This window comes from Marinitoga sp. 1135, from assembly GCF_013363245.1.
GTDB lineage: Bacteria > Thermotogota > Thermotogae > Petrotogales > Petrotogaceae > Marinitoga > Marinitoga piezophila.
In genome coordinates this window covers 17,435-42,366 of sequence record NZ_LBEZ01000009.1, presented here as the reverse complement: position 1 = coordinate 42,366, position 24,932 = coordinate 17,435, and the positions used below count along the sequence as shown (strand labels likewise).

The following is a 24,932-nucleotide window of genomic DNA, read 5'->3' as shown; positions in this document are numbered from 1 at the left end:
TCGTATTTTATATAAAATTTGAAAAAAATTTGTTCGAATTGTAATATTATGATATAATTTAGACGATATTATTTCTGACATAAAAATATTCAAGGAGGGACCTGTATGAAGAAGATTTTTGTTTTAGCATTGCTTATGTTAAGTGTGTTGGTTTTAGCTGTGAATTCACCAAAACAACCACTTTTGTTTTTTAATATTGATGATTCAATAAAAGATTATCAAAATTTTGTAAGAGATGCTTTAAAAACGGTTATATACGAAAATATAGATTCTGAAACTAATTTTAAAATGCTTGATTCAAGATTTTCATATAATTTTTATCCTGAAGATGCCGTTAGAGAAGTTGAAGTTGCAGTGGTAGCAGCAAGAATTTTTGGCGTTGAAGATGAAATTTTAAAGGATTTTCCATTATCCTCTCCAACCTTTGAAGATGTAAAATCAAAATTGGAGAAATTATATGTTAATGATGGATACGATTTTTCAAGAGATTTTGGATATATGGAATATATGAATAATTATTTTATAAAAAAGCTTGGAGTACCATTATTTGATTCTATAAACCCATTAAATACTATAACAAAGTTGGATATGATAAAATATTTTGTTAAGATATTTACGTTAAAAGCCCTTGAAAATAATTGGAGCTTTGGTCCGTATATTCCCATGACTTCATCTAAAAATCTCGTGACATACGCAGAAGAGTTAAATAGAAGATTAAGTGTATATACAGGAATACAATCACCGGCTGAAGCAGGATATTTAACAGTTTTTGAAAAATACTTCTTAACAAATGATAAAGGAAAAATAGTTCCTTTAATAAAATATTTTGATCAAACAACTAAGATAGATGCATATACCCTTGTTTCAAGAGCATATTTTTATACAATGGTTTCATATTTATTTACACAGGCTCCAGTTAAAATACCGGATAATGCAAAAATACCTGTAAGAACGTATAATAACATGATTTCTTATCTTCCTAAAAAATCATTAGAAGGGGAATATGCATTATTTGAACCATTAAAACCAAATAGCGGAAAAATTAAAATACTTGAGCCATATAATCTTTCAAATGATATAATAAAGTTTAATATAGATAATGGCAATGAAATAATTACATTGGATAATTCAAAGATTTATTTGCATAAAAAATTCTATGTTGAAAATATTGCAGAAAATACATATGTAAGCAAAAGGCTAAAATGGGATAAGAAAGAAATATTTGATGGAAAAGACTTTGCGCTAAGATATAAGTCTCTTGCTACTGTTGATAATAATAGTAAAAAATTTGAGTTTTCAAGTTTTGGTACAATTGAAAAAAATGGAAATGAAATATGGATTAAAAATATCTCTCATGTTTTTAAACCAACCAGAAAAAATGAAAAGCTTCCTGTGACTTTAAAATTGACAAATAAATTTAAAATTGCCAATCCAGATTCCTTCAAAATTAAATGGTATACAGTAAATGTTGATACAATAGAAATGATGAAAAAATTGGCAGAATATGGGTTTGAAGGTATTCCTGAAAAATATAAAGTATTGTTCAAAGAGGTTAATGCTTCAAAGGTTCCAGCTGGAATAGGTGTAATGTTTAATACAGAAGTTGATTATATTTATAGAAATAAAGTAATTAAAAATGATTATATAAATGGAAATATAGCATATTACTTTACTAAAGATAGATTAAACGTTAAACGCGATTATGCAACATTTAAATCACTTAAAGACTTTCTTGAATACTATCAATATGGTTATGAAAAGGTTGATTATACAGAAAATACAGATTTTCTGGATTATTGGAATGAAGTGAAAGATAAATTAAATGATATGAAAATTTCCGATAAAGCCTATTTTGTTCCAGATGCAAGAATAACTCTTGACATTGTAGAAGAAAAATTTATCCAAAGACCTGAAGATATGAATATTTTCTTCTGGACATTTTATGGTGGAAAGTTAGTTTCGTTTGAACCGGCAACACATAGATTATTTACCCAGAAATTTGTAGAACCATTTAAATATGCAGATGATGCAATTGTATATGTTAAATATAAAGACGGAACAATTAAAAGCGGAAAGATAAATGGCAAGGGTAAAGACTTATTCTTAAATGATTCAAAAGAATATTTAAGAGACTTATTGTTATGGTTCCAGGTTTCTGTAAAGAAGGATAAAAAAGGTGAAAAACAACTTGAAATTGTATATATAATTGCCGAAGAAATATAACTTTTAAATTTAAATTAAAGGAGCTTCGGCTCCTTTTTTTCCTGGAGGTAAAATATGAAAAAAACTATCATTATAGTTTTTTTGGTATTAATTTTAATAATAGGGCTTTTATTTAAGCCTTCAAAAGTTATTATATCCCTTGAATTTCCTGGATTTATTAATGTGGAAGATTTAAAGGTAAAAGTTAATGATAAATATTTAACTTCGTCAAAGAAGATGGAGATGAATTTATTGCCAGGAAAGTATAATGGGGAGATATATTTTAAGGGAAAGATTATTAAAAATTTTTATATAGAAATTCCTTATTTTAACTTCAAGCGTATTGAAAAAAATATTGTATTACCGAAATCGGATTTTCATATAGAATTATATCGAAGCGATGTTGACAGATTATCCCTGGAATTTTCATATAAATATTATCAACCGGATTTCTGGAAGATTTCATTTGATAATAAGGAATATACAACTACATTATCAAATTTTTCATTATATATTTCACCATATGCAAGTGGAATATTGAATGCTGAGGCGATTTTTTCAGGGAATTCAGCATATTCCAAAAATTTTAAGATTTCTGCGCCAATTTCAAAGATAATTTCTCATGAAATAAATATCGATAATTTTACAATAGTTTCATTTAATCTTGAATATAATGAATTAAAACCTATTAAATTTGAAATATACAAAAATGGAGATTTTTTTGAAACTATTGAAAATACAACATTTAAAGATATTACTACATCTAAAAGTATAAAATATACAATAATTCCTGTATTTTCTGGTGGATATAAAGGTGAGCAATACAATATAGTAAAGCCCGAATTACCAGAAATAAATAATTATATAAATACAAAAAAATTATCTTTTGATTTTCCGTATAAGAAAATATATATAAATGGCAAGGAATTTTCGCCAGATTTATTGAAGGAAGGGAAAAATAAACTAAAAATAGAGCTTTTAGAAAATGTATTCTGGATGGTAGAGGTTTATGTCGATACTGTACCTCCGAAAATTTCAGATTATAAGATAAAGTATGCAAATAATATATATGAACTTAATCTTGTAACTAATGAAGATGCTCATTATATGTTGTTTACAGATGAAAGTACATATACATTTAACACAAATAATTTTGAATTTGAAACAGAATCAACAGTTGCAACACTAATAGCTATAGATAAATTTAATAATAAATCAAAACCATTAAGTATTAATCTGGATTTGTACCCGGAATATAAGGTTATAGATGAAAATAATTTTATCCAGATAAAGGTTGAAAAAATTGGAATATCAGAAAATCCAAAATTAGTGATAAAGGATAATGAGAATAATATAATCTCTCTTTTTAATTTAAATAAAATAAGCAATATAACCTTTTCTAATTTTTCTCCTGAAAAAGAATATCATTTTGTTGTATATATAGATAAACAACATCAAAAAACAATATATTCAAAAACAATTCCACCATCAACGCCTATAATAAAATCAATAAAAAATATTGGAATAGGACAATTTGAAATAACTCTTAAAAATTATTCAAAAGATAATAATTATAAAATAATTACTCAAAACAATATATATACCGGAAAATTTGAAGGATATAAATATATTGTAAATATATCACCTCAAGAATTAACTAATTCTGCGACAATGATTATATGGAGGGAATTTAAAAACATCAAAACAAAAGAAATTTCTATAAAATTAAAAGATAAGTTTATGTATCACAAAAAAATATATACAACCGTTCCACAAACACTTTTAGAAAGTCAATCTCCATATATATTTAGAAATGATATTGAATTAAATAATACAATAATAGATGGCATTGTAAAAATATATTTATTTCCAGATAAAAAAGTCACTATAAAAAATCTTAATTTCAAAACCATAAAAAGTAAGGTGATATTTAACGCATTATCCAGTAAATTTGAAGGAGTGATACTGAAAAGCTCAGAATTAAAAAATGTAGATATATATAATGCAAATATTGGTATTTTCCCAACAACAGATAAATTTGAATTATATAATATTTCAATAAAAAATTGTATTACAGGAATATATTCAAAAGGTCTTTCAACAGGGTTATTATATAATATATTAATTTCAGAAAATAAAAAGGGTCTTGATATAATTAACACAAAAATAGAATTTAAAAATTCGCTGCTTTTTGATAATGAAGTTGGTTTTAATATATACAATTCAAATGTATATCTTTATAACTTATCTATTGCTGATTCCAAAAAAGCAGATATAGAAATTCATGATTCTCAATTATTGATTAAGTTTACAGATTTTATTAATAGCAAATATGCAATAAAATCATTTAATTCAAATATAAGTATTATACAATCTATGTTTAAGGATAATTTTAAATCAATAAAATCATATAAAGATATGAAAATCTCTGTGATAAATACAGATTTTATAAACAATATAGTTTCATTGGACATATATAAAACGCCTTTAAATATTGAAAATTCAGAATTTAGAAATTCAAAAAGAGCAGTTTTTGTATTTGACAATACATTAGAAGAAAAATTCTTCATATTAAATTCAACATTTTTGCAAAATGAATATGATATATATATTGAAGGGATAAATAATATATATTTAAAAAATACAGAAATAAAAAATGTATTTGATGGGAATAAAGAAAAAAGTTGGATAGATGAAAGAGGAAAAATATTCCAGAGGGGAAAAGTAATAATGGAGAAGGAGGCAAATCAGTGAAAGCAATAATTCTTGCAGGTGGTTCAGGAGAAAGATTCTGGCCATTAAGTACGTCTAAAAAACCAAAGCAATTTTTAAAAATATTTTCGGAAAAATCCTTAATTAGAGAAACATTTGAAAGATTACAATTTAAATTATCCCCAGAAGATATATTTGTTGTAACAGGTGAAAAGTATAAAGAACAGACAATAAAAGAATTACCTGAAATTCCAGAAAAAAATGTTATACTTGAACCAATTGCTAAAAATACAGCACCAGCATGTTTTTTAGGAACACTTGTTGCAGATGAAAATGAAGTTGTTTTTATACTTCCAGCAGATCATTATATTCCGGATAAAGAAAAGTTCTGGAAAACAGTGGATTTAGCAGTGAAAGCAGCTGAAGAATATAATGGTCTAATAACCCTTGGAATAATGCCAACAAGACCAGAAACAGGATACGGATATATAGAGTCAGGAGAATTGCTGGAAGATAAAGTAATGAAGGTTTCATCTTTTAAAGAAAAACCTAATTTCAATACAGCTGTAGAATATCTCAAAAAAGGAAATTATTTCTGGAATAGTGGAATGTTTATCTGGAAGAAGAGTGTGTTTATAAAAGAAATGGAGTTGAACCATCACAAAACCTTTGAAGTCTTAAAGGATGTAAATCCGTATAATATAGATGAGATAAAAGAAAAATATCCGAAACTTGAAAAGATAAGTATAGATTATGCTCTAATGGAAAAATCAAAAAATGTATATACAGTAAAAGCGGAATTTGAATGGTCAGATGTGGGGAATTGGGTTTCAGTTCGTGAAATGGAAGGATATTCAGATAATAAGGATAATGTATATCTTGTAAATAGCAAAAATGTATTTGTAAAATCCAATAAAAATGTAGGTATTGTAGGTTTGGAAAATATAATAGTAATTGATACAGAAAATGGTTTGTTAATATCTAAAGAAACGGAAATAAATAAAATTAGAGATATAGTAAAACAGCTTAGAGAAAAGGACAGGTTTTAATCCTGTCCTTTTTATAACTAAAAGTATGATATAATATAAATATAAAATGTATATATGCTCAAAGGAGGGGATGAATTATGAAGTTGCGTTCAAAAATATGGTTACTGGTATTAATATTGTTATTCTCTCAATTTGTATTATTTATGGTGAGCAATTATTCATTTTCAGTAATTGATAGTAACGAAAAGAATCTTGCAGAAAATTATGTAAAGTCAATGAAGGAAATCGGGCATTATTCTACACAGTTTATGGAAGTAAGAAAATTACTTGCAGAATATCTGGCGTTTAATGACGAAACAGCTTTTAATACAGCTAAAAAAGAAATAAATTCATTAATTTCGCAATTAAAAAACATTAAAACAGATTCAACATTAAAGGAAAGTTTATTAAAAGAACTAAATGAATATGCATCATTTTTGAATTCTATTAATTCTAAAGAAGAATTACTTTCAAGAATTTCTGAATTTAAAGAGATTGGTAATAAAGTAATTGAAAGCTTTTCCAATTTTCAAAAAGCTATAGAAAGTGATGTAGATAAGATAACATCAGAGAATGCTAACTCTCTTAGCAAAGCCAAGCAAATAGGAATAACTTTAGTTGTATTGTCTTTGATTTTTGGAGCAGGATTGGCATTCATTATAATACAATCAATATTGACACCATTGAAAATATTAATGAATTATGCCGAAAAATTATCCAGAAAGGATTATACAGTTGAAATTCCAAAAATTAAAGATAAAGGTGAATTTGGAAGATTAATTGAAATATTTAGATCTATGCATGATCAATTGAAAAAAGACATGATACAGTTAAAACAGGAAAGTACATCACTTACAGAATCAATGAAAGAGATAGTAAATGCTATGAATTTATCAAGTGAAGCATTGCAGGAAATCACAATTGCTGTAAATAATATAGCTACAGAGATGGAAAATTCTACAGCGTCAATTCAGGAAACAACAGCTTCAGTTGAAGAAATTTCTTCTGCTACTAAGTTAATTGCAGATAGTGCCACAGAAGCAGCAAAATTTGGTCATGTATCAACAGAACGCGCAGAAAATGCGGGAAAAACTGTTAAACAAGCTATAGATAAAATGGCTGAAATAACAGAGATATCTAAAGAAATTGATAAAGTAGTAAGAGAATTTAATGACAGCGCTACGATGATTAATGATTTTGTAGACACCGTTTCAAATATTGCAGAACAAACAAATCTTCTTGCATTAAATGCCGCAATTGAAGCTGCAAGAGCTGGAGAAGCAGGAAAGGGTTTTGCAGTTGTTGCTGATGAAATTAGAGTATTGGCAGAAGAAAGTAGAAAGGCTGCAGATGAAATAAAAGAGGTTGTAAATGGAATAATCAATGTTTCAAATGATGCGTTAGATGTTTCAAAAACTGTAAATGAAAAGGTTGCAGAAGGTTCTCAATTATCAAATGAAGCAGGAGAAAATCTAAAAGAGATATTAAGTGCTATAAAAGAAATAACAGAAAAACTTGAAGGTATTGCAGCAGGTGTTCAGGAACAAACAGCTGCTGTTGATGAAATAGCTACAGCAATGACAGAATTGTCAGAAATGACAACAAATATAAATGCTTCTACTCAGGAAATAAATGCCTCAATTGAAGAACAAATGGCAAACATAGAAAATGTTACCTCAGAAGCAAATAGTATGACAAAGCTTGCTGATAGGTTAATGGACATAGTGAATCAATTTAAATTGAATTGATAAAATTACAATGAATTGGATGGTGAAGAATGAAGAGGCTTTTATTGTATATATTCCTATTAATAAATCTAATATCTTTTGGATTAACCATAGGGATTTATCATAATCCGCCAAAAATAATAGATAAAGAAACGGGGATATTTCCAGAGCTAATTGATTATATCCTTACTCAAAATAATGTTAAACATAATTATGAAATGGATACGTTTTCAAATCTTTTAAAAAAATTGAATAATGGTGAAATAGATGCTATAGCCTGTATTGCCTATTCGGCAGAACGGGCTAAGCATTTTTATTTTAATAAGGAATCCTTTATTTCGGATTGGGCTGTAGTTTATACAAATCATAATTCTAATATACATAATATGTTTGATTTAAAAAATAAAAAAATAGGCGTTTTAAAAGGTGATATCTTTTACGAAGATAAAGAAAAGGGATTAAAAGAGTTGCTTAAAAATTTTGATATAGATGTATCATATGTTGAATTTAATACATATGAGGATATTTTTAAGGCGTTATCAAAATCTCAGATAGATGCCGGAGTGGTTAACAGAGCTTTTGGATTAACAAATGCGGAAAAATACAATCTTTCGCCAACAGATATAATATTTTTCCCTGTAAAGGTAATGATAGCTTTTAGAAAGGATTATCCGGAAAAAGAATATATAGCCAATCTCATTGATACAGAATTAAAAAAATTAAAGGAAGATACAGATTCTAAATATTATGAAGTAATAAATAAATATCTATATGTGCAAGATGAACCGGTTGTTCCAAGATGGCTAAAAATATTTATTTTATTTTCAATGTTGATTATAGTATTTTTAATAATAAACCATTTAGTTCTTTTAAAACTGGTAGAAAGACGTACAATGTTACTGAGGAAGTTAAATCTTGAATTACAGAAAAAAAATGAAGAATTACAATCATTAAATGAGGAGATCTCATCGCAAAATGAAGAGCTGGAAGAACTTTATCTTCATAACGAAAAGCTACAAAACTCTTTAAAATTAATTATCAAAGCTATATCAGATCTTGGAAGAGAAGAATATACATCGGAGGATAATTATCTCAAAGAACTTTTTAAGATACTCGATTTTGTTTTTCCAGGAATAGTCCATGGAAGAATATTAAAAATAGAAAATGATGAAGAAAAAACAATATTTGAAAAAGGATTACAGATAAACAATATTAACAAAAATGAAGTTTATTCGTTGGATATACCAATTAATTTAAATATCAATCTTTCATATATAATAACCCTTTATTTCAAAAAAGATGAAATTAATACAGAAAGTCTCAATGAGTTAATAGAATCATTTAAAATTCTTGCAACTACATTCTTTAAGATAAAAAATGAAGCTGATATTGAAGAAAGATTTAGAGAAGATATTATTAAATCTCTTATTTCTTTCCTTGAATTGCATGATGAATATACGAAAAATCATTCAAAAAACGTAGCAGAATTATCCAAAAAAATTGCAGAAAAAATGGGATTTGGGAAACCGTTTATAAAAAAGATTTATTGGGCAGGATTGCTGCATGATATTGGGAAACTTTTAATACCTATTGAAATATTAAATAAAAAATCCCGATTAACAGAAGAAGAGTATGAATATATAAAGAAACATCCAGAATATGGATATAACGCTTTAATAAAATCAGAAAGCCTTAGCGAAATTGCAATAGCAATTAGACATCATCATGAAAGATGGGATGGTAAGGGATATCCTGATGGATTAAAGGGTGAAGCAATACCAATAATGTCTCAGATAATATCTGTTGCAGATGCATGGGATGCCATGCGTTCAAGAAGGTCTTATAGAAATCCGCTTGATATTGAAATAGCTATAAAAGAAATTGAAGAAAATGCAGGAAAACAATTTTCGCCAGAAATAGTAAAGGTATTTATACAATTGTGGAAAGAAGGAGAAATTTAATTATTCAAAATCTATCATTTCATCTGCATCAAGAGCTACAGATGTAGCTTCGTGATAATAGATTTGTGTAGTAGAAATATTTTTATGACCGGCGATTTGTCTTGCTGCTTCTATTCCATAGTTAAGAGCAACCTTTGTAATAACAGTATGTCTAAAGGAATGGGCAGAAAGTTTTTTGTTTCCTCTAAATTCCTTTAATCCCAATTCATCAAAATATCCATCTATAATCAGTTGTATAGCTCTTTCTGTAAGAGCTTTACCAAAGGAGTTTCTTGATAATGAAATAAAAAGAGGGTCAGAAGGTCTATACTTCTTGACCTTCTTTCTTTCTTTTAAATAGTCATTTATACTTTCATATACTTCCTTATGCAATGCAATAACAGAGTCTCTGCTAACGTGTCCTTTGGATTTATAATGCAATAACACTTTATTATTTCTCTTAACCATATCTTTAATTCGAATTTGCGTAAGAGAATAAACCCTCAACCCTGTGTATGCCATCATTTTTATAATAGCCATATCGCGTTTTCCTTTAAGCGTTGACGTATCTATAGCATCAAAGATTTCTCGTATCTCTTCATCGGTTAAGATATCCTTTTGATGCCCAAAAGGTCTTTTAGCCCCTTTTACATTTTTAGCAATATTTTTATATAACCCTTTATCTTCGAGAAATGCAAAAAAACGGCGTATACCAGAAAGATACAAATTTACAGTATAAGGACTTTTTTCCCTTAATAAATAAGCCTTCCAGGACTTTACAGTCCTGGGTGTAGGCTTTGGAATATTGTGTTTTCTCAAATAATCCAGAAAATATTTTATTGATTTTGTATATTGCTTTTTTGTATCCTCGGTAACATCATCGAGTTCTTCTAGGAATTCAAGCAATATCTCGTCAAATTTATTTATTTCCTTTCTCTCTATTTCCCCCATAGCCAGAACCTCTTCTTATGTGATTTTTCATCTTCTATCTTTCTCAATTCCTTTATCCTTTTTATAATATGCCAATTAAATGAATTTTCCTCAAATTCACCATTTTCATTTAATTTTCCTGCGGTATATTCTGTCATTATTTCAATAGCTTCATCAACATTTTTTACTGCATATATTCTAAATTTACCCTTTTTAATATCTTCTTCTATTTCATTGTTTAAAACAAGATTTTTAATATTTTGATGAGGAATAATAACCCCTTCATTACCTTTTAAACCCTTTAGTTTACAGGTGTAATAAAATCCTTCCACCTTTTCTATTATTCCACCTACAGGTTGTATATTCCCATGTTGGTCTATGGAACCTGTTACTGCAATATACTGTTTCAACGGGATTTTGGAAATCGCTGAAAGTAAAACGAGTATTTCAGCAAGTGATGCACTATCTCCTTCGAGCATGGAATATGTCTGTTCAAAACTAATAGAACCAGAAAACACCATATGTTCATCAAGATTATATTTAGAATAAAAATAATTTTCTATAATAAAAGTTGATTTTCTATGTATCTTACCACTTAAATCTGCATCTCTATGAATATCAATAACACCTACCTGTTTTGCAGAAGAAACATTTCCTGTAATCTTTACAGGAACACCAAAAGAATACGTATCAAAATCAACAACAGTTAATCCATTTATTTGACCAATCTTTTCACCTTCTGTATCAATAATAAGCTGTCCATCTTTTATTGAATCAAAAATCTTGTCTCTATACAATGAAAACATATTTTCATGTTTTTGTATAGCTTTAATTACTGCATTTCTATCAACATACGGAATTGTATCGCTATATCTATCAGAAATATAATTTGCTTCAAGTATAATATTCTTTAAAACACCAAACTTTGCGGAAAATCTATCGTTTCTTTCATTTATCCTGCATGAATATTTTAGTAATTCTTCAACAGCGCCTTTTGTAAAATCCTTTAATTCATGTTGCTTCACAATATTTTTTACAAAACCTGCAAAATATTCTGCATTTTCTTTATTTAATTCGATTTCTGTGTCAAATGCAACCTTTACATTAAAAAGTTTCTTGAAATCTGGATCATACTGGTATAACACTTCATACATCCATTCTTCTCCAACGAGAATAACTTTTACATTAAGAGGAATAGGATCTGGTTCTAAAGTATGAACAACACTTAATCCCATTTTACCTTCAAGATTTTCTATTTTTATTTCATTATTCATCAAAGCATTTTTTAAAGCTTCCCAAACGTATGGACTTCTCATTACCTTTTCTGCATCTAAAATAAGATAACCTCCATTTGCCTTATGTAATAATCCAGGTTTTATCATTGTAAAATCCGTCTTTAACATTCCCATATGAGAAAAATACTCTATTTTTCCAATTAAAGAAGAATATGCTGGATCATTGGCTTCAATTACTGGAGCCCCTTTAATTGATGAATTATCTATTATGACATTTACTGAATATTTTTTCTTATAATAATTTGTTATAGACTCATCGCTTGATAAAATATCTTGAAAATTCTCTGCAATATCGTTTTTTATCTCATTAAGGAATTCTATAACATCCGAGTTTGTTGAGTATTCATTAATGAGATCTTCAAAAATACCTGAAATGGTAAATAATGCCCAATACTTTTCCAGATTCCTTAATTGTTCCCTATATTTCTTATCGTATTCGGTAATCTTAATCATAGCTTTTTCCATTAATTGCCTTAATATAGGTGTCTTTTCCTCAAAACTATTTCTTACATCTTCTGGAAGTTTGTCATATTCTTCGTCTGTAACTTCTTTCCCATCATAAACAGGTATAGTCATGGCTCCATTAGTTGTAAATTGTAGTTTAAATCCTAACTTTTCAACCTCTTTTTTCAAGTCATCCCATACACTTTTTCTTGCTTTCAAATATTCATCCTCGAGTTGGGTTCTTTTTTCAGAAAAATCCTCACCTTCTATTCCCTTTTTTAGAGCTTCGAAGGATATTTCTATGGTCTCTTTAAGTTTCTTTTTAAAGATTATGGCCTCACCAGATTTAAGAGAAATAGCCTTTGGTTTCATAGGATCTTTAAAATTATATACATATATATAATCATTTGGTGTTTTCTTATTCAAGGAATATTTTGTAAGCACATTTCTTGCAAATGTTCTTCTTCCCGTATTTACAGGACCTGTAATAAATATATTATGCGTTTTTTCCTCTATTTCAATTCCAAGAATCATTGAATCATATGCTCTTTTTTGTCCAATATATTCTGTAATTGATTGGATATTTTCTGTATTTTCAAAGTTTAATTGAGGCATCTTAATTTTGAAATCATCATACTTTAATAACATTTTCACACCCCCATCACAGTATATATTAATTATATCATACATTGCAATGTTAAAAACTTGAATGTTTTTTTAAAAACATCTAAACTCATAAGATTTTTTTTAATATTTCCATTTAATCGCTCATGAAACAAAATGTGAAACAAGATGTATATTTTTCATGAAACAGGTTTCATGATATAGTAACATTACGACAATCTAAAAGGGGGTATTATCTATGAAGAACTGGCTTAAAAGAATGGGTATTATTGCAATTCTTCTGGTATTTGCAGTAAGTATGTTTGGTGAAACATTTAAAAGAGAAGAAACATTCTTCTTTGGTGGAGGATTATGGAGCGCACCTTCAAACTGGAATCCTTTAGTTCCATGGGCAGCTGTTCCAGGAACAATTGGTGGAATTTACGAAACATTATTCAATTATGATCCTATAAGCAATGAACTTGTTCCATGGTTAGCAGAAAAAGGGTATTGGAAAAACGATAATCAGTATTATGTAAAATTAAGAGAAAACGTAAAATGGACAGATGGTGAAGCATTGACAGCTGATGATGTTGTATTTACATTTGAAATCACAAAAAAGAATAAAGGAATTCCATATGCATCAATCTGGAATTGGTTAGATAAGGTTGAAAAACTTAGCGATTACGAAGTATTATTTACATTTTCAGAACCAAGATATCATGAATGGGATTATCAGTTATATCAGATTGCAATAATCCCAGAACATATATGGAGTAAATATCCTGTTGATAGTTTAATGTCATTGGCAAATGAAAATCCTATTGGTTCAGGTATGTATATGGCAGAAAGTCATACAGATGACAGAATGATTTTTGTCAGAAACGATAATTGGTGGGGTAAAGATGTATTTGGACTTCCTGCACCAAAGAGATTGATTGAATTGAAGATATTCTCAAATAATGTTGCTCTTGGTATGCTAATGAAAGGCGAACTTGATGTAAGTAATTTCTTCTTACCAGGTATTCCATCCATAAAAAGAATATATGGAATAAAAACATGGTTTAAAGATGCTCCTTATATGTTATCAGACAACACAGCATTATTATTCTTAAATACAAAGAAAAAACCTATGGACGATCCAAAATTCAGGAAAGCTCTTGCTTATTCAATTAATGTAGCTCCTATAATTAGAAGAGTTTTTGAATATCAGGTTGAACCTGCAAATCCAGTTGGATTTTTACCTGTTGATTCATGGATGAAGTATTATGATAAAGATGTTGTTGAAAAATATGGATTTAAATACAGCCCTGCAGAAGCTAAAAAATTACTCGATGAAGCAGGATACAAAGATATAGATGGTGATGGTTTCAGAGAAATGCCAAACGGAGATAAAATCAGTTTAACAATTATAGTTCCTTTTGGTTGGACAGACTGGATGGAATCTATAAAATTAATTGCAGCTGATTTTGAAAAGATTGGAATAAAGACAGAACCAAAATTTCCTGATTACAGTAAATATGCAGAAGATATGTATTCAGATGGATTCGATATATTATTAAACAACTTTGGAAGTAATGTAACATCAACACCATGGACATATTTCAACTGGTTATTTGAATCTCAGCAGATAAAGAACGAAAAAGCCTATGGTGGAAACTGGGGAAGATATGAAAATGAAAAATTATTTAGTTTAGTAGCAGAATTTAACAAAACAAAGGATCTTGAAAAAGGCAAAAAAATTGCATCTGAAATAGAGAAAATAATGCTTGAAGAAATGCCAGTAATTCCTGTTTGGTATAACGGTATGTGGTTCCAGGCAAGTGAAAAATACTGGACAAATTATCCAGATGAAAATCAACCATATGCATGGCCATCATTATGGAGTGGAAGATGGCAAATAGGCGGAAGCATGATGATATTAAAACTTAAACCTGCAAAATAAAATTCTATACTATGCTCCAACTCTTTAATGGAGTTGGGGCATAATATTAAAATCAGGAGGAAATATAATGTGGAAATATTTACGAAAAAAGGTTTTCATATATTTAATAACATTCTTTGTTGCTGTTTCCATAGATTGGGCTATTCCAAGGTTTATGCCTGGTGACCCTATATCCCTATTAATGTCAAGATTTGCTGGATTGCCTGAAGCAACAGAAAGATTAAATTCATATTTTACAAAAGCATTTGGTTTAGATCAACCATTATGGAAGCAATATATAAATTTCTGGGTTGCGTTATTTAAGGGTGATCTGGGTATTAGTGTATTTCTTTATCCAAGAAAAGTAATGGAGATAATACAGGGATCTATTATATATGACTTCTTTTTATTAGTTCCTGCCATAGTTTTAAGCTGGATAGCAGGTAATAAACTTGGTGCTTTGGCAGCTATTAATAAAAAGACTGACAATAGTATAATCCCTATATTCTTTTTTCTTACATCATCGCCATATTTTTGGATGGCAATGTTAATGGCATGGTTTTTGGGATTTGTAATACCAATATTTCCATTATCAGGAGCATATAGTTATACAATGACACCAAGCTTTTCACTTGAATTTATTCTTGATTTCTTATATCATCTTGCACTGCCGTTTTTATCGTTGTTTCTTGTTATGCTTGGTGGTTGGGCTATTGGTATGAGAAATATGATTATATATGAAATGGGATCAAATTATTCAAAATATATGGAAGCATTAGGCGCTTCTGATAAATTGATAAGAAAATATGCATACAGAAATGCAATACTCCCTCAGGTTACAGGGTTGGCGTTGCAACTTGGAACGATTATTCTGGGATCATTAACAACAGAAGCGGTTTTTTCATATCCGGGATTAGGATTTTTATTATTGCAGGCTATACAAAATCAGGATTATTTCCTTATTCAAGGTTGTTTCTTATTTATAGTCATAATGGTATTATTAGGAAACTTTATAGTTGATTTAATATATGTATTTATAGATCCAAGAATAAGGTTTTCATATACCGAGGAGGTTTGATATGACATTAAAAGAAAAAATTAAGAATAATGACTACTTATATTTTATGCTTAGAAATAAAAAGGTTTTATTTGGTTTTTTTGTATTTTTATTTTTTCTTCTGTTGGGGTTAGTAGGCCCTCATTTGTCAAAATATGGACCTTTAGAATATGCAGGTCCTGGATATATGCCGCCAGGTAAGGAATATTGGCTTGGTACAGATATTTTTGGTCATGATGTATATACACAATTGGTATATGGTTTAAGGAGCTCATATTTTGTTGGATTTTTTGGTGGAACACTTGCTACAATAATTGGATTATTTGTTGGATTTCTTTCGGGCTATAAAGGTAAATGGGTAGATGAATTACTTATGATGCTTACAAATGTAATGCTTGTAATTCCGACACTTGCAATATTAATAATAATTTCTTCATACCTTTCATTTAGAGGAATGGTATTTGAAAGTATCATTATTGGTATTACAAATTGGCCATGGACAGCAAGAGCCATAAGATCACTTACTATGTCAATAAAAAACAAGGAATTTGTCAATCTATCAAGAATTTCTTCATTACCAACAGGGAAAATCATAATTGAAGATATTGCCTCAAATATGTTTTCATATATATTTATGGTATTTATACTTCAATTTGCTGGCGCAGTATTATCAGCAGTTACATTAGACTTTATAGGTCTTGGTCCGACAAAAGGCATTTCACTTGGTTTAATGATGCAAATTGCCAGAGATTGGAATGCGGTTCAACTTGGAATGTGGTGGTGGGCTATTATTCCAGGGCTTGTAATTACATTACTCGTATCGTCACTATACTTTATAAACACGGGATTAGATGAAGTATTTAATCCAAAATTACGGGAGATGTGATAATAATGGAAAAAGTACTTGAAGTAAATAATCTTAAAATATACTATAAAACCTTAAAAGGTTATGTAAAAGCTATAGATGATGTAAGTTTTTATATAAAATCCGGTGAAATTCTTGGGATTGCTGGTGAGTCTGGGTGTGGAAAAAGTACGTTGGGGAATGGGTTAATTCTTTTAAAACCGCCTATGAAATATATTTCTGGTGAAGCAAAATTAAATGGGATAAATCTCATGGCATTATCAAAAAAAGAAATGAAAAGGATAAGGTTTAAAGATATTTCTATAATTCCACAATATGCAATGGATGCATTTAGCCCTACTAAGAAAATAAAAAAATTTATTTCGGATCTTGTAAAAGAGCATGGGATTAATCCAGATAATAAATTTTTTGAAAAGGTGAAAGAGAGACTTAGACTTGTTAATCTGGATGAAAGTGTATTAAACAAATATTCTGTTGAGTTATCAGGTGGAATGAAACAAAGAATGATAATGGTTATATCAACATTACTTGATCCAGATCTTTTAATAGCAGATGAAGTAACCTCAGCATTAGATGTAAGTTCCCAGAGATATGTCTGTGATATGCTTGTTAAATTTCGAGATTTGGGAATAATAAAATCTATGATATTTATTACACACGATGTTGCTGTGCTAAATCAAATTGCAGATAGAATAATGATTATGTATGCAGGGCAGGTTGCAGAAATTGGGGATACAGAAACAATATTGCACAATCCAAAACATCCATATACACAAGCACTGGTAAATTCCATACCAAAAAGCAATATAAGATATAAGGAAAAGAAATTAACCAGTATAGAAGGGACACCACCAAATCTTTTAAATATCGGTGAAGGTTGTAGGTTTAGATTTAGATGTCCATATGCAACAGAAATATGTAAAACAAAAACGCCTAAAATAGAGGAATTATCTTCAGATCATCAAATAGCTTGCTGGAACTGGAAAAAAATTGAAGGTGAAAACAATGAATGAAATAATAATGAAAATAGAAAATCTTACGAAAGAATTTGATCTTGATTTTTTTTCAAAAAAGAGATTTAAAGCTGTAAACAATGTTTCTTTTGAAATAAATAAAGGTGAAATTATATCCCTTATTGGTGAAAGTGGAAGCGGAAAAACCACTGTTGGAAAGATGATTCTCAGATTATTAAAACCAACATCTGGAAAGATATTATTTGAAAATAAAGATATATGGGATTTAAAAAAGAATGAAGTGAAGGAATATTATAGAAATGTTCAGGCTATATTTCAAGATCCATTTTCATCATTTAATACTTTATTTAAAATAAATAGAGTATTTAATATGATATTTGATAACTTTTTTCCAGAGGAGAAAAACAGAAAGGAAAAAATAGAAAAGGTTATCTCACAAGTAGGAATGAATCCAACAAATATCCTTGGCAAATATCCGCATCAATTGAGCGGTGGTCAATTGCAAAGATTGTTAATAGCCAGGGCTTTGTTGATGAATGTAAAGGTGCTTGTTGCCGATGAATTAATCAGTATGCTCGATGCTTCAACAAGAATAGATGTACTTAATCTTCTTGCTGAAATTAGTGAAAAAACAGGTATGTCAATAATATTTATAACTCATGATCTTTCGCTTGGATATTATCTCAGTGATACAACATTAATAATGTACAAAGGCGAAATTGTGGAAAAAGGGGATACGGTAGAAGTATATAACAATCCTCAACATCCGTATACAAAAATGCTTCTTAATTCTGTTCCAGAAATAGACAGGAAATGGGATAAAAATGAAAAGTTTATACCGGAAACAATAATAAAAGAAATAGAATTGTATTATCAGGCAAACAAAGAAAAATCAACTATATATGAAGCTATTAGCAAAAATCATTATGTTAAAGTGAAAAAATAACCTGGAGGTGCAATTATGCTAAAATTCAATGAAGATTTTCTTTTTGGAATATCAATGTCAGGTTTTCAATTTGAAATGGGTGGAAAAACAGGAATCGATGAAAATAGCGATTGGTATGAATGGGTACACGATAAGAGAATAATTTCAGCTGGACTTGTAAGCGGTGATTTTCCTGAGAATGGTCCTAATTATTGGGAATTATATAAGAATGATCATAATTTAATGAAAGAATTAGGTGTAAAAATAGTAAGAGTGGGTATCGAGTGGTCAAGAATATTTCCAGATTCAACAGAAAGCATTCGAGTTAATGTGAATGAATATAATAACGATATTATTGATGTTGAGATTACAGAAGATACGCTTAAACAATTAAGAAATATTGCGAACTTGGAAAACCTCGAACATTATAAAGAAATGATACGCGATTTAAAAGATAGAGGCATAAAAGTAATGGTAAATCTTAACCATTTTACATTGCCACTTTGGATTCATGACCCGGTAAAGGTGAATCTTGAACATAACGGTCCTCTTGGCTGGGTAGAAAAACGCTCTGTTGTTGAATTTACAAAATACGCCGCGTTTATAGCCTCCGAACTTGATGATTATGTAGATTTTTGGTCTACTATGAATGAACCGCAAATAGTATCTTCATTAGGCTATACCCAGCCAAAGGCCGGATTCCCCCCTGCAATTATTAATGAAGAATTTTACAAAAAAAGCCAGAAACACCAGGCTGAAGCACATTGTAGGGCATATGACGCTATAAAAAGAATTAGCAACAAACCAGTGGGATTTATTTATTCATTCTCATGGGCTGATCCAGAAACAGAGAACGATAAAGAAGCAGCAGAAAAAGCCATGTATTTTTCTAATTTTCAATATACAGATATGATATTTAAGGGAATGGTGGATTTTAATATAAACAATAATCATGTATATAGAAAAGATATGGATGGGAAAACAGATTTTCTTGGAATTAATTATTATACAAGAATTGTGGTAAGAAAAGAAGGAAAATATGGCTGGAATGTTGTTCCAGGTTATGGATATGCATGTGTCCCTGGAAGTATAGCAAAATCAGGAAGACCTGTTTCAGATATGGGATGGGAGATATATCCTGAAGGTCTTGAGAAAATAATTCTGAAATTAAATGAACGTTATAATTCTCCTGAAATATTTATTACAGAAAATGGAATTGGAGAAAGTACAGGAAGATATATACCATATTATCTTGTTTCTCATCTTAATAGCGTGTATAATGCTATTAAAAAAGGTGCAAATGTAAGAGGATATATGTATTGGTCTTTTATGGATAATTATGAATGGCCACATGGATTTTCAAAAAGATTTGGTCTTGTGCATGTTGATTTTGAAAGTAAAAAGAGGACAATAAAACCGGGATTTCTTGTGTATCAGAAAATAATTCAGGAAAATGGAATTCCAGATTATATGGAGAATTATGTAAAATATCCGTATAAATTATTGTGATAAAAAAGAGGTGATAATATGGCAACTTTGAGGGAAATTTCAAAGAAAATAGGTATTTCAATTGCTACAATTTCCCGTGTCTTAAATGGAGCTGATAATGTTTCTGAAGAAACACGAAAAAAAGTGCTTAAAGCACTTAAAGAATATGATTATCAACCACCTCAAGTTGCCAAAAGAAAGTTGCATCATCTTATTGGAATTCTCGTTCCAACATTATGGGGAAATCATTATAATCTAATTGCAGAAGGAATAGAAACTGAATTAACGGCAAATGGTTATGATAGCTTTCTTAGTTCAACTTCTCAATTAATAAATAAAGAAAAGGAAATCCTTGAACAGTTTTTTTCAAGGAGAGTAGATGGAATAATAATTTGTACAACTAAAAATGATGATGAACATATAGAAAAGTTAATAAAGACAGCTATTCCTGTTGTAGCCGTTGATAGAAAAGATTCAAATATAAAAGTGGATTCCGTTGGAATTGATAATTACCAATCTGCTTATAATGGAATAAAATATTTGTATAAAATGGGTCATAGAAAGATACTATTTGTTCAGGCGAGTAGAAATACATATTCAACATATGAAAGAGAACAGGCTGTAAAGGATTTTGCAAAACGGAAAAACTTAGAGTTAACAGTTTTAGAAGGTAATTTTGAATTTGAAGGGGGATATTATCCTATAAAAGAGCATCTTGAAAAACATGGAAAAAACTTTACAGCAATATTCTTTTCCAATGATCAAAATGCGTTAGGTGGAATGAGAGCGTTATATGAAAGCGGTTTAAGTATTCCTGACGATGTTTCTGTAATAGGATTTGATGATGACAGATACTCTAAATTTCTCTATCCGCCTTTAACAACGATTAAGCAACCAAGATTTGAAATGGGTGAAATGGCAGCAAAACTTATAATAGAACGGATTGAAGGAAAAGGAAGTAAAGTGAAACGCAGAATAATACTTCCTACTGAATTAATAAAAAGAAGTTCGGTAAAACAAATATAGCTCTTTTGGATTCCCAAAAGAGCTATATTTGTTTATTTTAGATTAAGTAATTGAGAGAAATTATTTATTTTATAATCATATTTTTTAATTTCATTTTCATGGCCAAAACCAAAACTTATCCATGCAAAATCCACATTGTTTTCCCATGCAGCCTTTGCGTCACTTAAAGTGTCTCCGATCATTAATCCTTCTTTTAAAGGAATATTTTCTTCTATTATGAGATTTTTTAAACGTTCTGATTTTGGAGGAATTTTACCATCTAAAGGCACACCACATATTTTTTTGAAAAATCTGGACATATTAAATTTCTCAAGAATTTGAGATGCAAAGATTTCTGGTTTTGATGTAACTATGTACATTATTCTATTTTTGGAATATAATTTTTCCAGTGTATCCATTACTTCAGGATATAAATCCAGCATAAAAACGCCTTCTTTTGCATATGTCATTCTAAAATCTTCTCGTACTTTCATTTTTAATTCTGTATTTTCTTCACCAAATAATATGTTCATTATTTCATCAAGTGTAGGACCTATTAATTTTTTTATTTTGTCTTCAGGCAAAGGCGTTAGATTATTAATTTTATAAGCCTTTTGTAGTGAGTATATAATTCCTCTTGATGTTTCAAACAAAGTTCCATCCATATCAAAAAATAGATATTTGTATTTCATCATTTCACTTCCTCAACAAACTTAGCATCTTTCCCAACAAAGATTGAATTTCAATAATATTTTTCACTAAATTTTAAAAATACATTTTTCATTGAATGATTTGGTATTTTTAAATACGTTTTTATTCCCTCTTTTTCAAGAGTCAGGAATCCTTCATAAAACAACAATGATTTTATTTCTTTTGCATTCGGCATATAATCAGAATATATTTTTGTTGCAAGCTCGTTTATAAAAATTTCTTCTTTTTCACATATTTCCTTTAACTTATCTCCTATTATTCTTCTCAATCCATATTCTTTTAATGGAATATTAGATTTTTCTTTTTTATCATCCGAAAATATTGCAAATTCAAAAAGATTTTTAATTCTTTCATAATATTTTTCTGTATCATCATCAATTATTTTTTCTGGTATTTTTCCTTTAGATAAATACTCCTTAATAGAATAAAATATCATGTTTGGATGATATACTGTTTCAGTTGCATCTGAATTGAACTTATAGCCATTATAATTCTCTTCCATTTCCTTTAATAATTTATCAGAGTATATCTCATAATATTCAAGTAATTGAATTACTTCTTCTTTTGTAAATCCAAGCATTTTATTGAAGTTTATATCTGTAGTCTTATTCTTTGTAATATTGAATCCACTGGTTAATGAATCCAGCATTATTGGACTTACTCCTGTCATGAATATTCTTTCTATAATTGTCTTGGTTCCTTTTTTTATTTCTTCGTAGAATTTTCTTACAAATCCATGTTTTGTTACGCTATTTCTGAACAGATCAAGATTGAAACTCAATAATTCATTTGCAAAATGATCATATTCGTCTATCAATAAGTATATTGGTTTGTCTAATACTTCAATTGCATTGTTTAAGAATGCTCTTATTATATCTGCTGGTTCACTGAATTCCTTTTCTATTTTTATTTTTAAATTATATCTACTATTAAAATTCTCAAGATATACAATTACATTGTTTTTAAAACTTTTTATTAATATATCCTTGTTTTCTGTTTGTATTCCTGAAAAATCCATATATAATATGTAATATTCATTTTTTAATGGTGTTGGATTTTTGCCGATATATAAATCTCCAAATAATTCTTCAAATTTGTTTTTATAATTAATATCATAATATTTTCCAAGTGTATCTAAAAACAATGTTTTTCCAAATTTTCTTGGTCTTAAAAATACTATATATGTTTCATCTAATTTTTCCAATTTTTCTATATATTCTGTTCTATCAACATAATAATAATTTTGTTTTCTTATTACCTCAAAATTTTGCTTTCCATATGGTATTTTCTTTTTCATTTACTTCACCTCTTGGTTGTATAAATCGGTTTAATAATTCTCTATATTGATTATATCATAACAGATTAATATAAAAAACTTCTGGAATTTAAAAGGATAATTCCAGAAGTTTTTTGCTGATATTATATGAAACTTTAAAAGTAAATTTTATATAAGTTCTGATAAGCTTTCTAAATCAATAAGTTTTATATTTTCTGCTTCTAAAATGTTTGTAAATCCTGATTTTGAGAATAGATAATAAATAATTTCATCAGGTTCAAAATTCCATTCTTCTATCATTTTTTGAGTTTTCAGCTGTAACTTTTGCAAAACTCTATTATCAACCTTTTTATTTGTCCATTTACATTCTCCAACAATTACTTTGTTTTCTTTTATAGCTGCAATATCAATTTCTATATCTTTATTCCACCATTTTCCAATCTTTTGTGGTGATTCAACTCTTTCTATGTATTGCCTTGCTATTTTTTCAAAAGTAAATGATGTATAATTATTTATTTCCATAAGGATACTTTTAACAAGTTGCTCTCCGTGTCCCCTATAAATTATATCTATATTTGGAAAAATATATTTAAAATAAAATTTTATATACTCATCATTTATATAATACAACGGTTTTCTTTTTGGTTTTTTTAATGAAACGGGAAATTCCTTTTTTATTAGTTCAACATCCAGCAACTTTGAAAGGTATGTGGAAATCTTTCTATTTTCTACACCACTGAAATTTGAAATTTCTACAGGTGAAGTTTTTCCATCGGCAATTACTCGCATAATGGAAAAATAATTTGAAGGATCCTTTTTAAATTCTTCCATAGTTAAGAATTTTCCTTCTTCAACGAGAAATTCCCCTGGTGAAAACACTCTATTAAAAAGTGCCTCTTCAAAATTAGAAAATTCAGAAAATTCTTTTAAGTATAGTGGAATACCATCAGTTATACTATATATATATATTTTATCTTCAATATTGAAATTAGGAAGAAACTTTGAAGAATCAAAGAAATCCATGGGTAATATTTTATATTGACCAGTTCTTCGACCATATAATGGACTATTATGTTCAAGTGCAATTTTTTCTATCATTCCGGAATATGAACCACATAAAATAAAATTAACATTCATCTTACTGAATTCTATATCCCACCATCTTTGGAATATAGACATAAATGAAGAATCCTGAAATGGAATATATTGAAATTCATCGAATATTATTATTTTATCTCTATTTTGTAGTAAATACATTTTCAATAAACCAAAAAAATCATCCCATTGATTAACCTGGATATTTCCGGGAAAATTTGGAAGTTTGGATATTATTTCCCTGGAAAATCTATTGATTAGATATGAAGTATTAGAAAGATCAGCAGTGAAAAATACAGCCTTTTCTTCAAAGGTTTTTTCCAGTAAGAAGGTTTTTCCAACCCTTCTTCGGCCATATAGAATTATTAATTCACTTTTATTTGAATAAATTTTTTTTTCTAAAAAATCTTTTTCTTTTTCACGATTTATCATTTTCATAGTATCTTCTCCTATTAAAAAATACAAAAGTATATTTGCAAAAGATATATTTAGCAAACATATCTTTGTATTTTTATTATAGCATAAAATTCTATTATAAGCAAATTAATTAAATAAAAAAACTTCTGGAATCTCATAAAAATTCCAGAAGATTTTAAAAGGTATGATTCTTTTATAAATAATTATATTACTTATGCTATATCGTGACTCAAATCATATACTTTTTTACACACTTCACATAATTTTATTATTTATTCTTTGAATTCAATCTATATCTTTTTCTATTTTCACTC

The 24,932-nt window shown here is 28.5% G+C and carries 17 protein-coding genes; 12 read left to right on the top strand and 5 right to left on the bottom strand.

Annotation, left to right across the window (positions count from 1 at the left end):
• Nucleotides 1-105 precede the first annotated feature (105 nt).
• The 5 genes from XO10_RS05270 (at nt 106) to XO10_RS05250 (ending at nt 9,630) form a co-directional block, all read left to right on the top strand.
• Complete coding sequence (locus tag XO10_RS05270; protein ID WP_014296539.1) at nt 106-2,223, top strand: hypothetical protein; 2,118 nt, start codon at nt 106-108, stop codon at nt 2,221-2,223.
• Between the two features lie 54 nt (nt 2,224-2,277).
• Nucleotides 2,278-4,956 carry a hypothetical protein gene (locus tag XO10_RS05265; RefSeq protein WP_014296538.1) on the top strand — a complete coding sequence of 893 codons (2,679 nt, stop codon included), beginning with the start codon at nt 2,278-2,280 and terminating at the stop codon, nt 4,954-4,956.
• The gene (locus XO10_RS05260; RefSeq protein WP_175421217.1) at nt 4,953-5,963 is read left to right on the top strand and encodes a mannose-1-phosphate guanylyltransferase; all 1,011 of its coding nucleotides are present in this window, start codon (nt 4,953-4,955) and stop codon (nt 5,961-5,963) included. Before XO10_RS05265 ends, XO10_RS05260 begins: the two co-directional genes overlap by 4 nt.
• A 77-nt stretch (nt 5,964-6,040) precedes the next feature.
• Nucleotides 6,041-7,690, top strand: a complete 1,650-nt coding sequence (locus XO10_RS05255; protein WP_014296536.1) for a methyl-accepting chemotaxis protein — start codon at nt 6,041-6,043, stop codon at nt 7,688-7,690.
• A gap of 29 nt (nt 7,691-7,719) precedes the next feature.
• Complete coding sequence (locus tag XO10_RS05250) at nt 7,720-9,630, top strand: HD domain-containing phosphohydrolase (protein ID WP_175418280.1); 1,911 nt, start codon at nt 7,720-7,722, stop codon at nt 9,628-9,630.
• Here XO10_RS05250 and XO10_RS05245 read toward each other — a convergent pair whose 3' ends face one another.
• On the bottom strand, nt 9,631-10,560 hold the full coding sequence (locus XO10_RS05245) for a tyrosine-type recombinase/integrase (protein ID WP_014296534.1): 930 nt from the start codon (nt 10,558-10,560) through the stop codon (nt 9,631-9,633).
• Entirely contained in the window at nt 10,548-12,926 is a 2,379-nt protein-coding gene (locus tag XO10_RS05240; RefSeq protein ID WP_175421216.1) for a Lon protease family protein, read from the bottom strand. The genes XO10_RS05245 and XO10_RS05240 overlap by 13 nt, the downstream gene beginning before the upstream one ends.
• A 214-nt stretch (nt 12,927-13,140) precedes the next feature.
• Between XO10_RS05240 and XO10_RS05235 the strand changes: the two genes are divergently transcribed.
• The 7 genes from XO10_RS05235 to XO10_RS05205 all read left to right on the top strand — a co-directional run bounded on the left by XO10_RS05235 (nt 13,141) and on the right by XO10_RS05205 (nt 21,140).
• Nucleotides 13,141-14,826: an ABC transporter substrate-binding protein gene (locus XO10_RS05235; protein WP_175418278.1), complete on the top strand. Its 1,686-nt coding sequence runs from the start codon at nt 13,141-13,143 to the stop codon at nt 14,824-14,826.
• Between the two features lie 67 nt (nt 14,827-14,893).
• A complete protein-coding gene (locus XO10_RS05230; protein ID WP_175421215.1) occupies nt 14,894-15,883 on the top strand; it encodes an ABC transporter permease in 990 nt (329 codons plus the stop codon).
• A 1-nt stretch (nt 15,884) separates the two neighbouring features.
• Nucleotides 15,885-16,748, top strand: a complete 864-nt coding sequence (locus tag XO10_RS05225) for an ABC transporter permease (protein WP_014296530.1) — start codon at nt 15,885-15,887, stop codon at nt 16,746-16,748.
• Nucleotides 16,749-16,753: 5 nt separating this feature from the next.
• A complete protein-coding gene (locus XO10_RS05220) occupies nt 16,754-17,740 on the top strand; it encodes an ABC transporter ATP-binding protein (RefSeq protein WP_175421214.1) in 987 nt (328 codons plus the stop codon).
• Entirely contained in the window at nt 17,733-18,647 is a 915-nt protein-coding gene (locus XO10_RS05215; RefSeq protein WP_014296528.1) for an ABC transporter ATP-binding protein, read from the top strand. The genes XO10_RS05220 and XO10_RS05215 overlap by 8 nt, the downstream gene beginning before the upstream one ends.
• Nucleotides 18,648-18,662: 15 nt before the next feature.
• Nucleotides 18,663-20,135, top strand: coding sequence for a beta-galactosidase BgaS (gene bgaS, locus XO10_RS05210; protein ID WP_175421213.1), 1,473 nt, complete (start codon nt 18,663-18,665; stop codon nt 20,133-20,135).
• 18 nt (nt 20,136-20,153) lie between these two features.
• Nucleotides 20,154-21,140: a LacI family DNA-binding transcriptional regulator gene (locus tag XO10_RS05205; protein WP_175421212.1), complete on the top strand. Its 987-nt coding sequence runs from the start codon at nt 20,154-20,156 to the stop codon at nt 21,138-21,140.
• Between the two features lie 32 nt (nt 21,141-21,172).
• Here XO10_RS05205 and XO10_RS05200 read toward each other — a convergent pair whose 3' ends face one another.
• The 3 genes from XO10_RS05200 to XO10_RS05190 all read right to left on the bottom strand — a co-directional run bounded on the left by XO10_RS05200 (nt 21,173) and on the right by XO10_RS05190 (nt 24,639).
• Nucleotides 21,173-21,814, bottom strand: a complete 642-nt coding sequence (locus XO10_RS05200; protein WP_014296525.1) for an HAD family hydrolase — start codon at nt 21,812-21,814, stop codon at nt 21,173-21,175.
• Between the two features lie 47 nt (nt 21,815-21,861).
• Complete coding sequence (locus XO10_RS05195; protein ID WP_175421211.1) at nt 21,862-23,127, bottom strand: AAA family ATPase; 1,266 nt, start codon at nt 23,125-23,127, stop codon at nt 21,862-21,864.
• Between the two features lie 147 nt (nt 23,128-23,274).
• Entirely contained in the window at nt 23,275-24,639 is a 1,365-nt protein-coding gene (locus tag XO10_RS05190; protein WP_175421210.1) for an ATP-binding protein, read from the bottom strand.
• Between the last annotated feature and the right edge of the window lie 293 nt (nt 24,640-24,932).

Excerpts from the sequence above, each read along its gene's own strand:
- XO10_RS05220 (WP_175421214.1), top strand. The coding sequence starts at position 16,754 with ATGGAAAAAGTACTTGAAGTAAATAATCTTAAAATATACTATAAAACC.
- XO10_RS05190 (WP_175421210.1), bottom strand. The coding sequence starts at position 24,639 with ATGAAAATGATAAATCGTGAAAAAGAAAAAGATTTTTTAGAAAAAAAA.
- XO10_RS05265 (WP_014296538.1), top strand. The coding sequence starts at position 2,278 with ATGAAAAAAACTATCATTATAGTTTTTTTGGTATTAATTTTAATAATA.
- XO10_RS05230 (WP_175421215.1), top strand. The coding sequence starts at position 14,894 with ATGTGGAAATATTTACGAAAAAAGGTTTTCATATATTTAATAACATTC.
- XO10_RS05270 (WP_014296539.1), top strand. The coding sequence starts at position 106 with ATGAAGAAGATTTTTGTTTTAGCATTGCTTATGTTAAGTGTGTTGGTT.
- XO10_RS05235 (WP_175418278.1), top strand. The coding sequence starts at position 13,141 with ATGAAGAACTGGCTTAAAAGAATGGGTATTATTGCAATTCTTCTGGTA.
- XO10_RS05250 (WP_175418280.1), top strand. The coding sequence starts at position 7,720 with ATGAAGAGGCTTTTATTGTATATATTCCTATTAATAAATCTAATATCT.
- bgaS (WP_175421213.1), top strand. The coding sequence starts at position 18,663 with ATGCTAAAATTCAATGAAGATTTTCTTTTTGGAATATCAATGTCAGGT.
- XO10_RS05245 (WP_014296534.1), bottom strand. The coding sequence starts at position 10,560 with ATGGGGGAAATAGAGAGAAAGGAAATAAATAAATTTGACGAGATATTG.
- XO10_RS05255 (WP_014296536.1), top strand. The coding sequence starts at position 6,041 with ATGAAGTTGCGTTCAAAAATATGGTTACTGGTATTAATATTGTTATTC.
- XO10_RS05200 (WP_014296525.1), bottom strand. The coding sequence starts at position 21,814 with ATGATGAAATACAAATATCTATTTTTTGATATGGATGGAACTTTGTTT.
- XO10_RS05225 (WP_014296530.1), top strand. The coding sequence starts at position 15,885 with ATGACATTAAAAGAAAAAATTAAGAATAATGACTACTTATATTTTATG.
- XO10_RS05205 (WP_175421212.1), top strand. The coding sequence starts at position 20,154 with ATGGCAACTTTGAGGGAAATTTCAAAGAAAATAGGTATTTCAATTGCT.
- XO10_RS05240 (WP_175421216.1), bottom strand. The coding sequence starts at position 12,926 with ATGTTATTAAAGTATGATGATTTCAAAATTAAGATGCCTCAATTAAAC.
- XO10_RS05195 (WP_175421211.1), bottom strand. The coding sequence starts at position 23,127 with ATGAAAAAGAAAATACCATATGGAAAGCAAAATTTTGAGGTAATAAGA.
- XO10_RS05215 (WP_014296528.1), top strand. The coding sequence starts at position 17,733 with ATGAATGAAATAATAATGAAAATAGAAAATCTTACGAAAGAATTTGAT.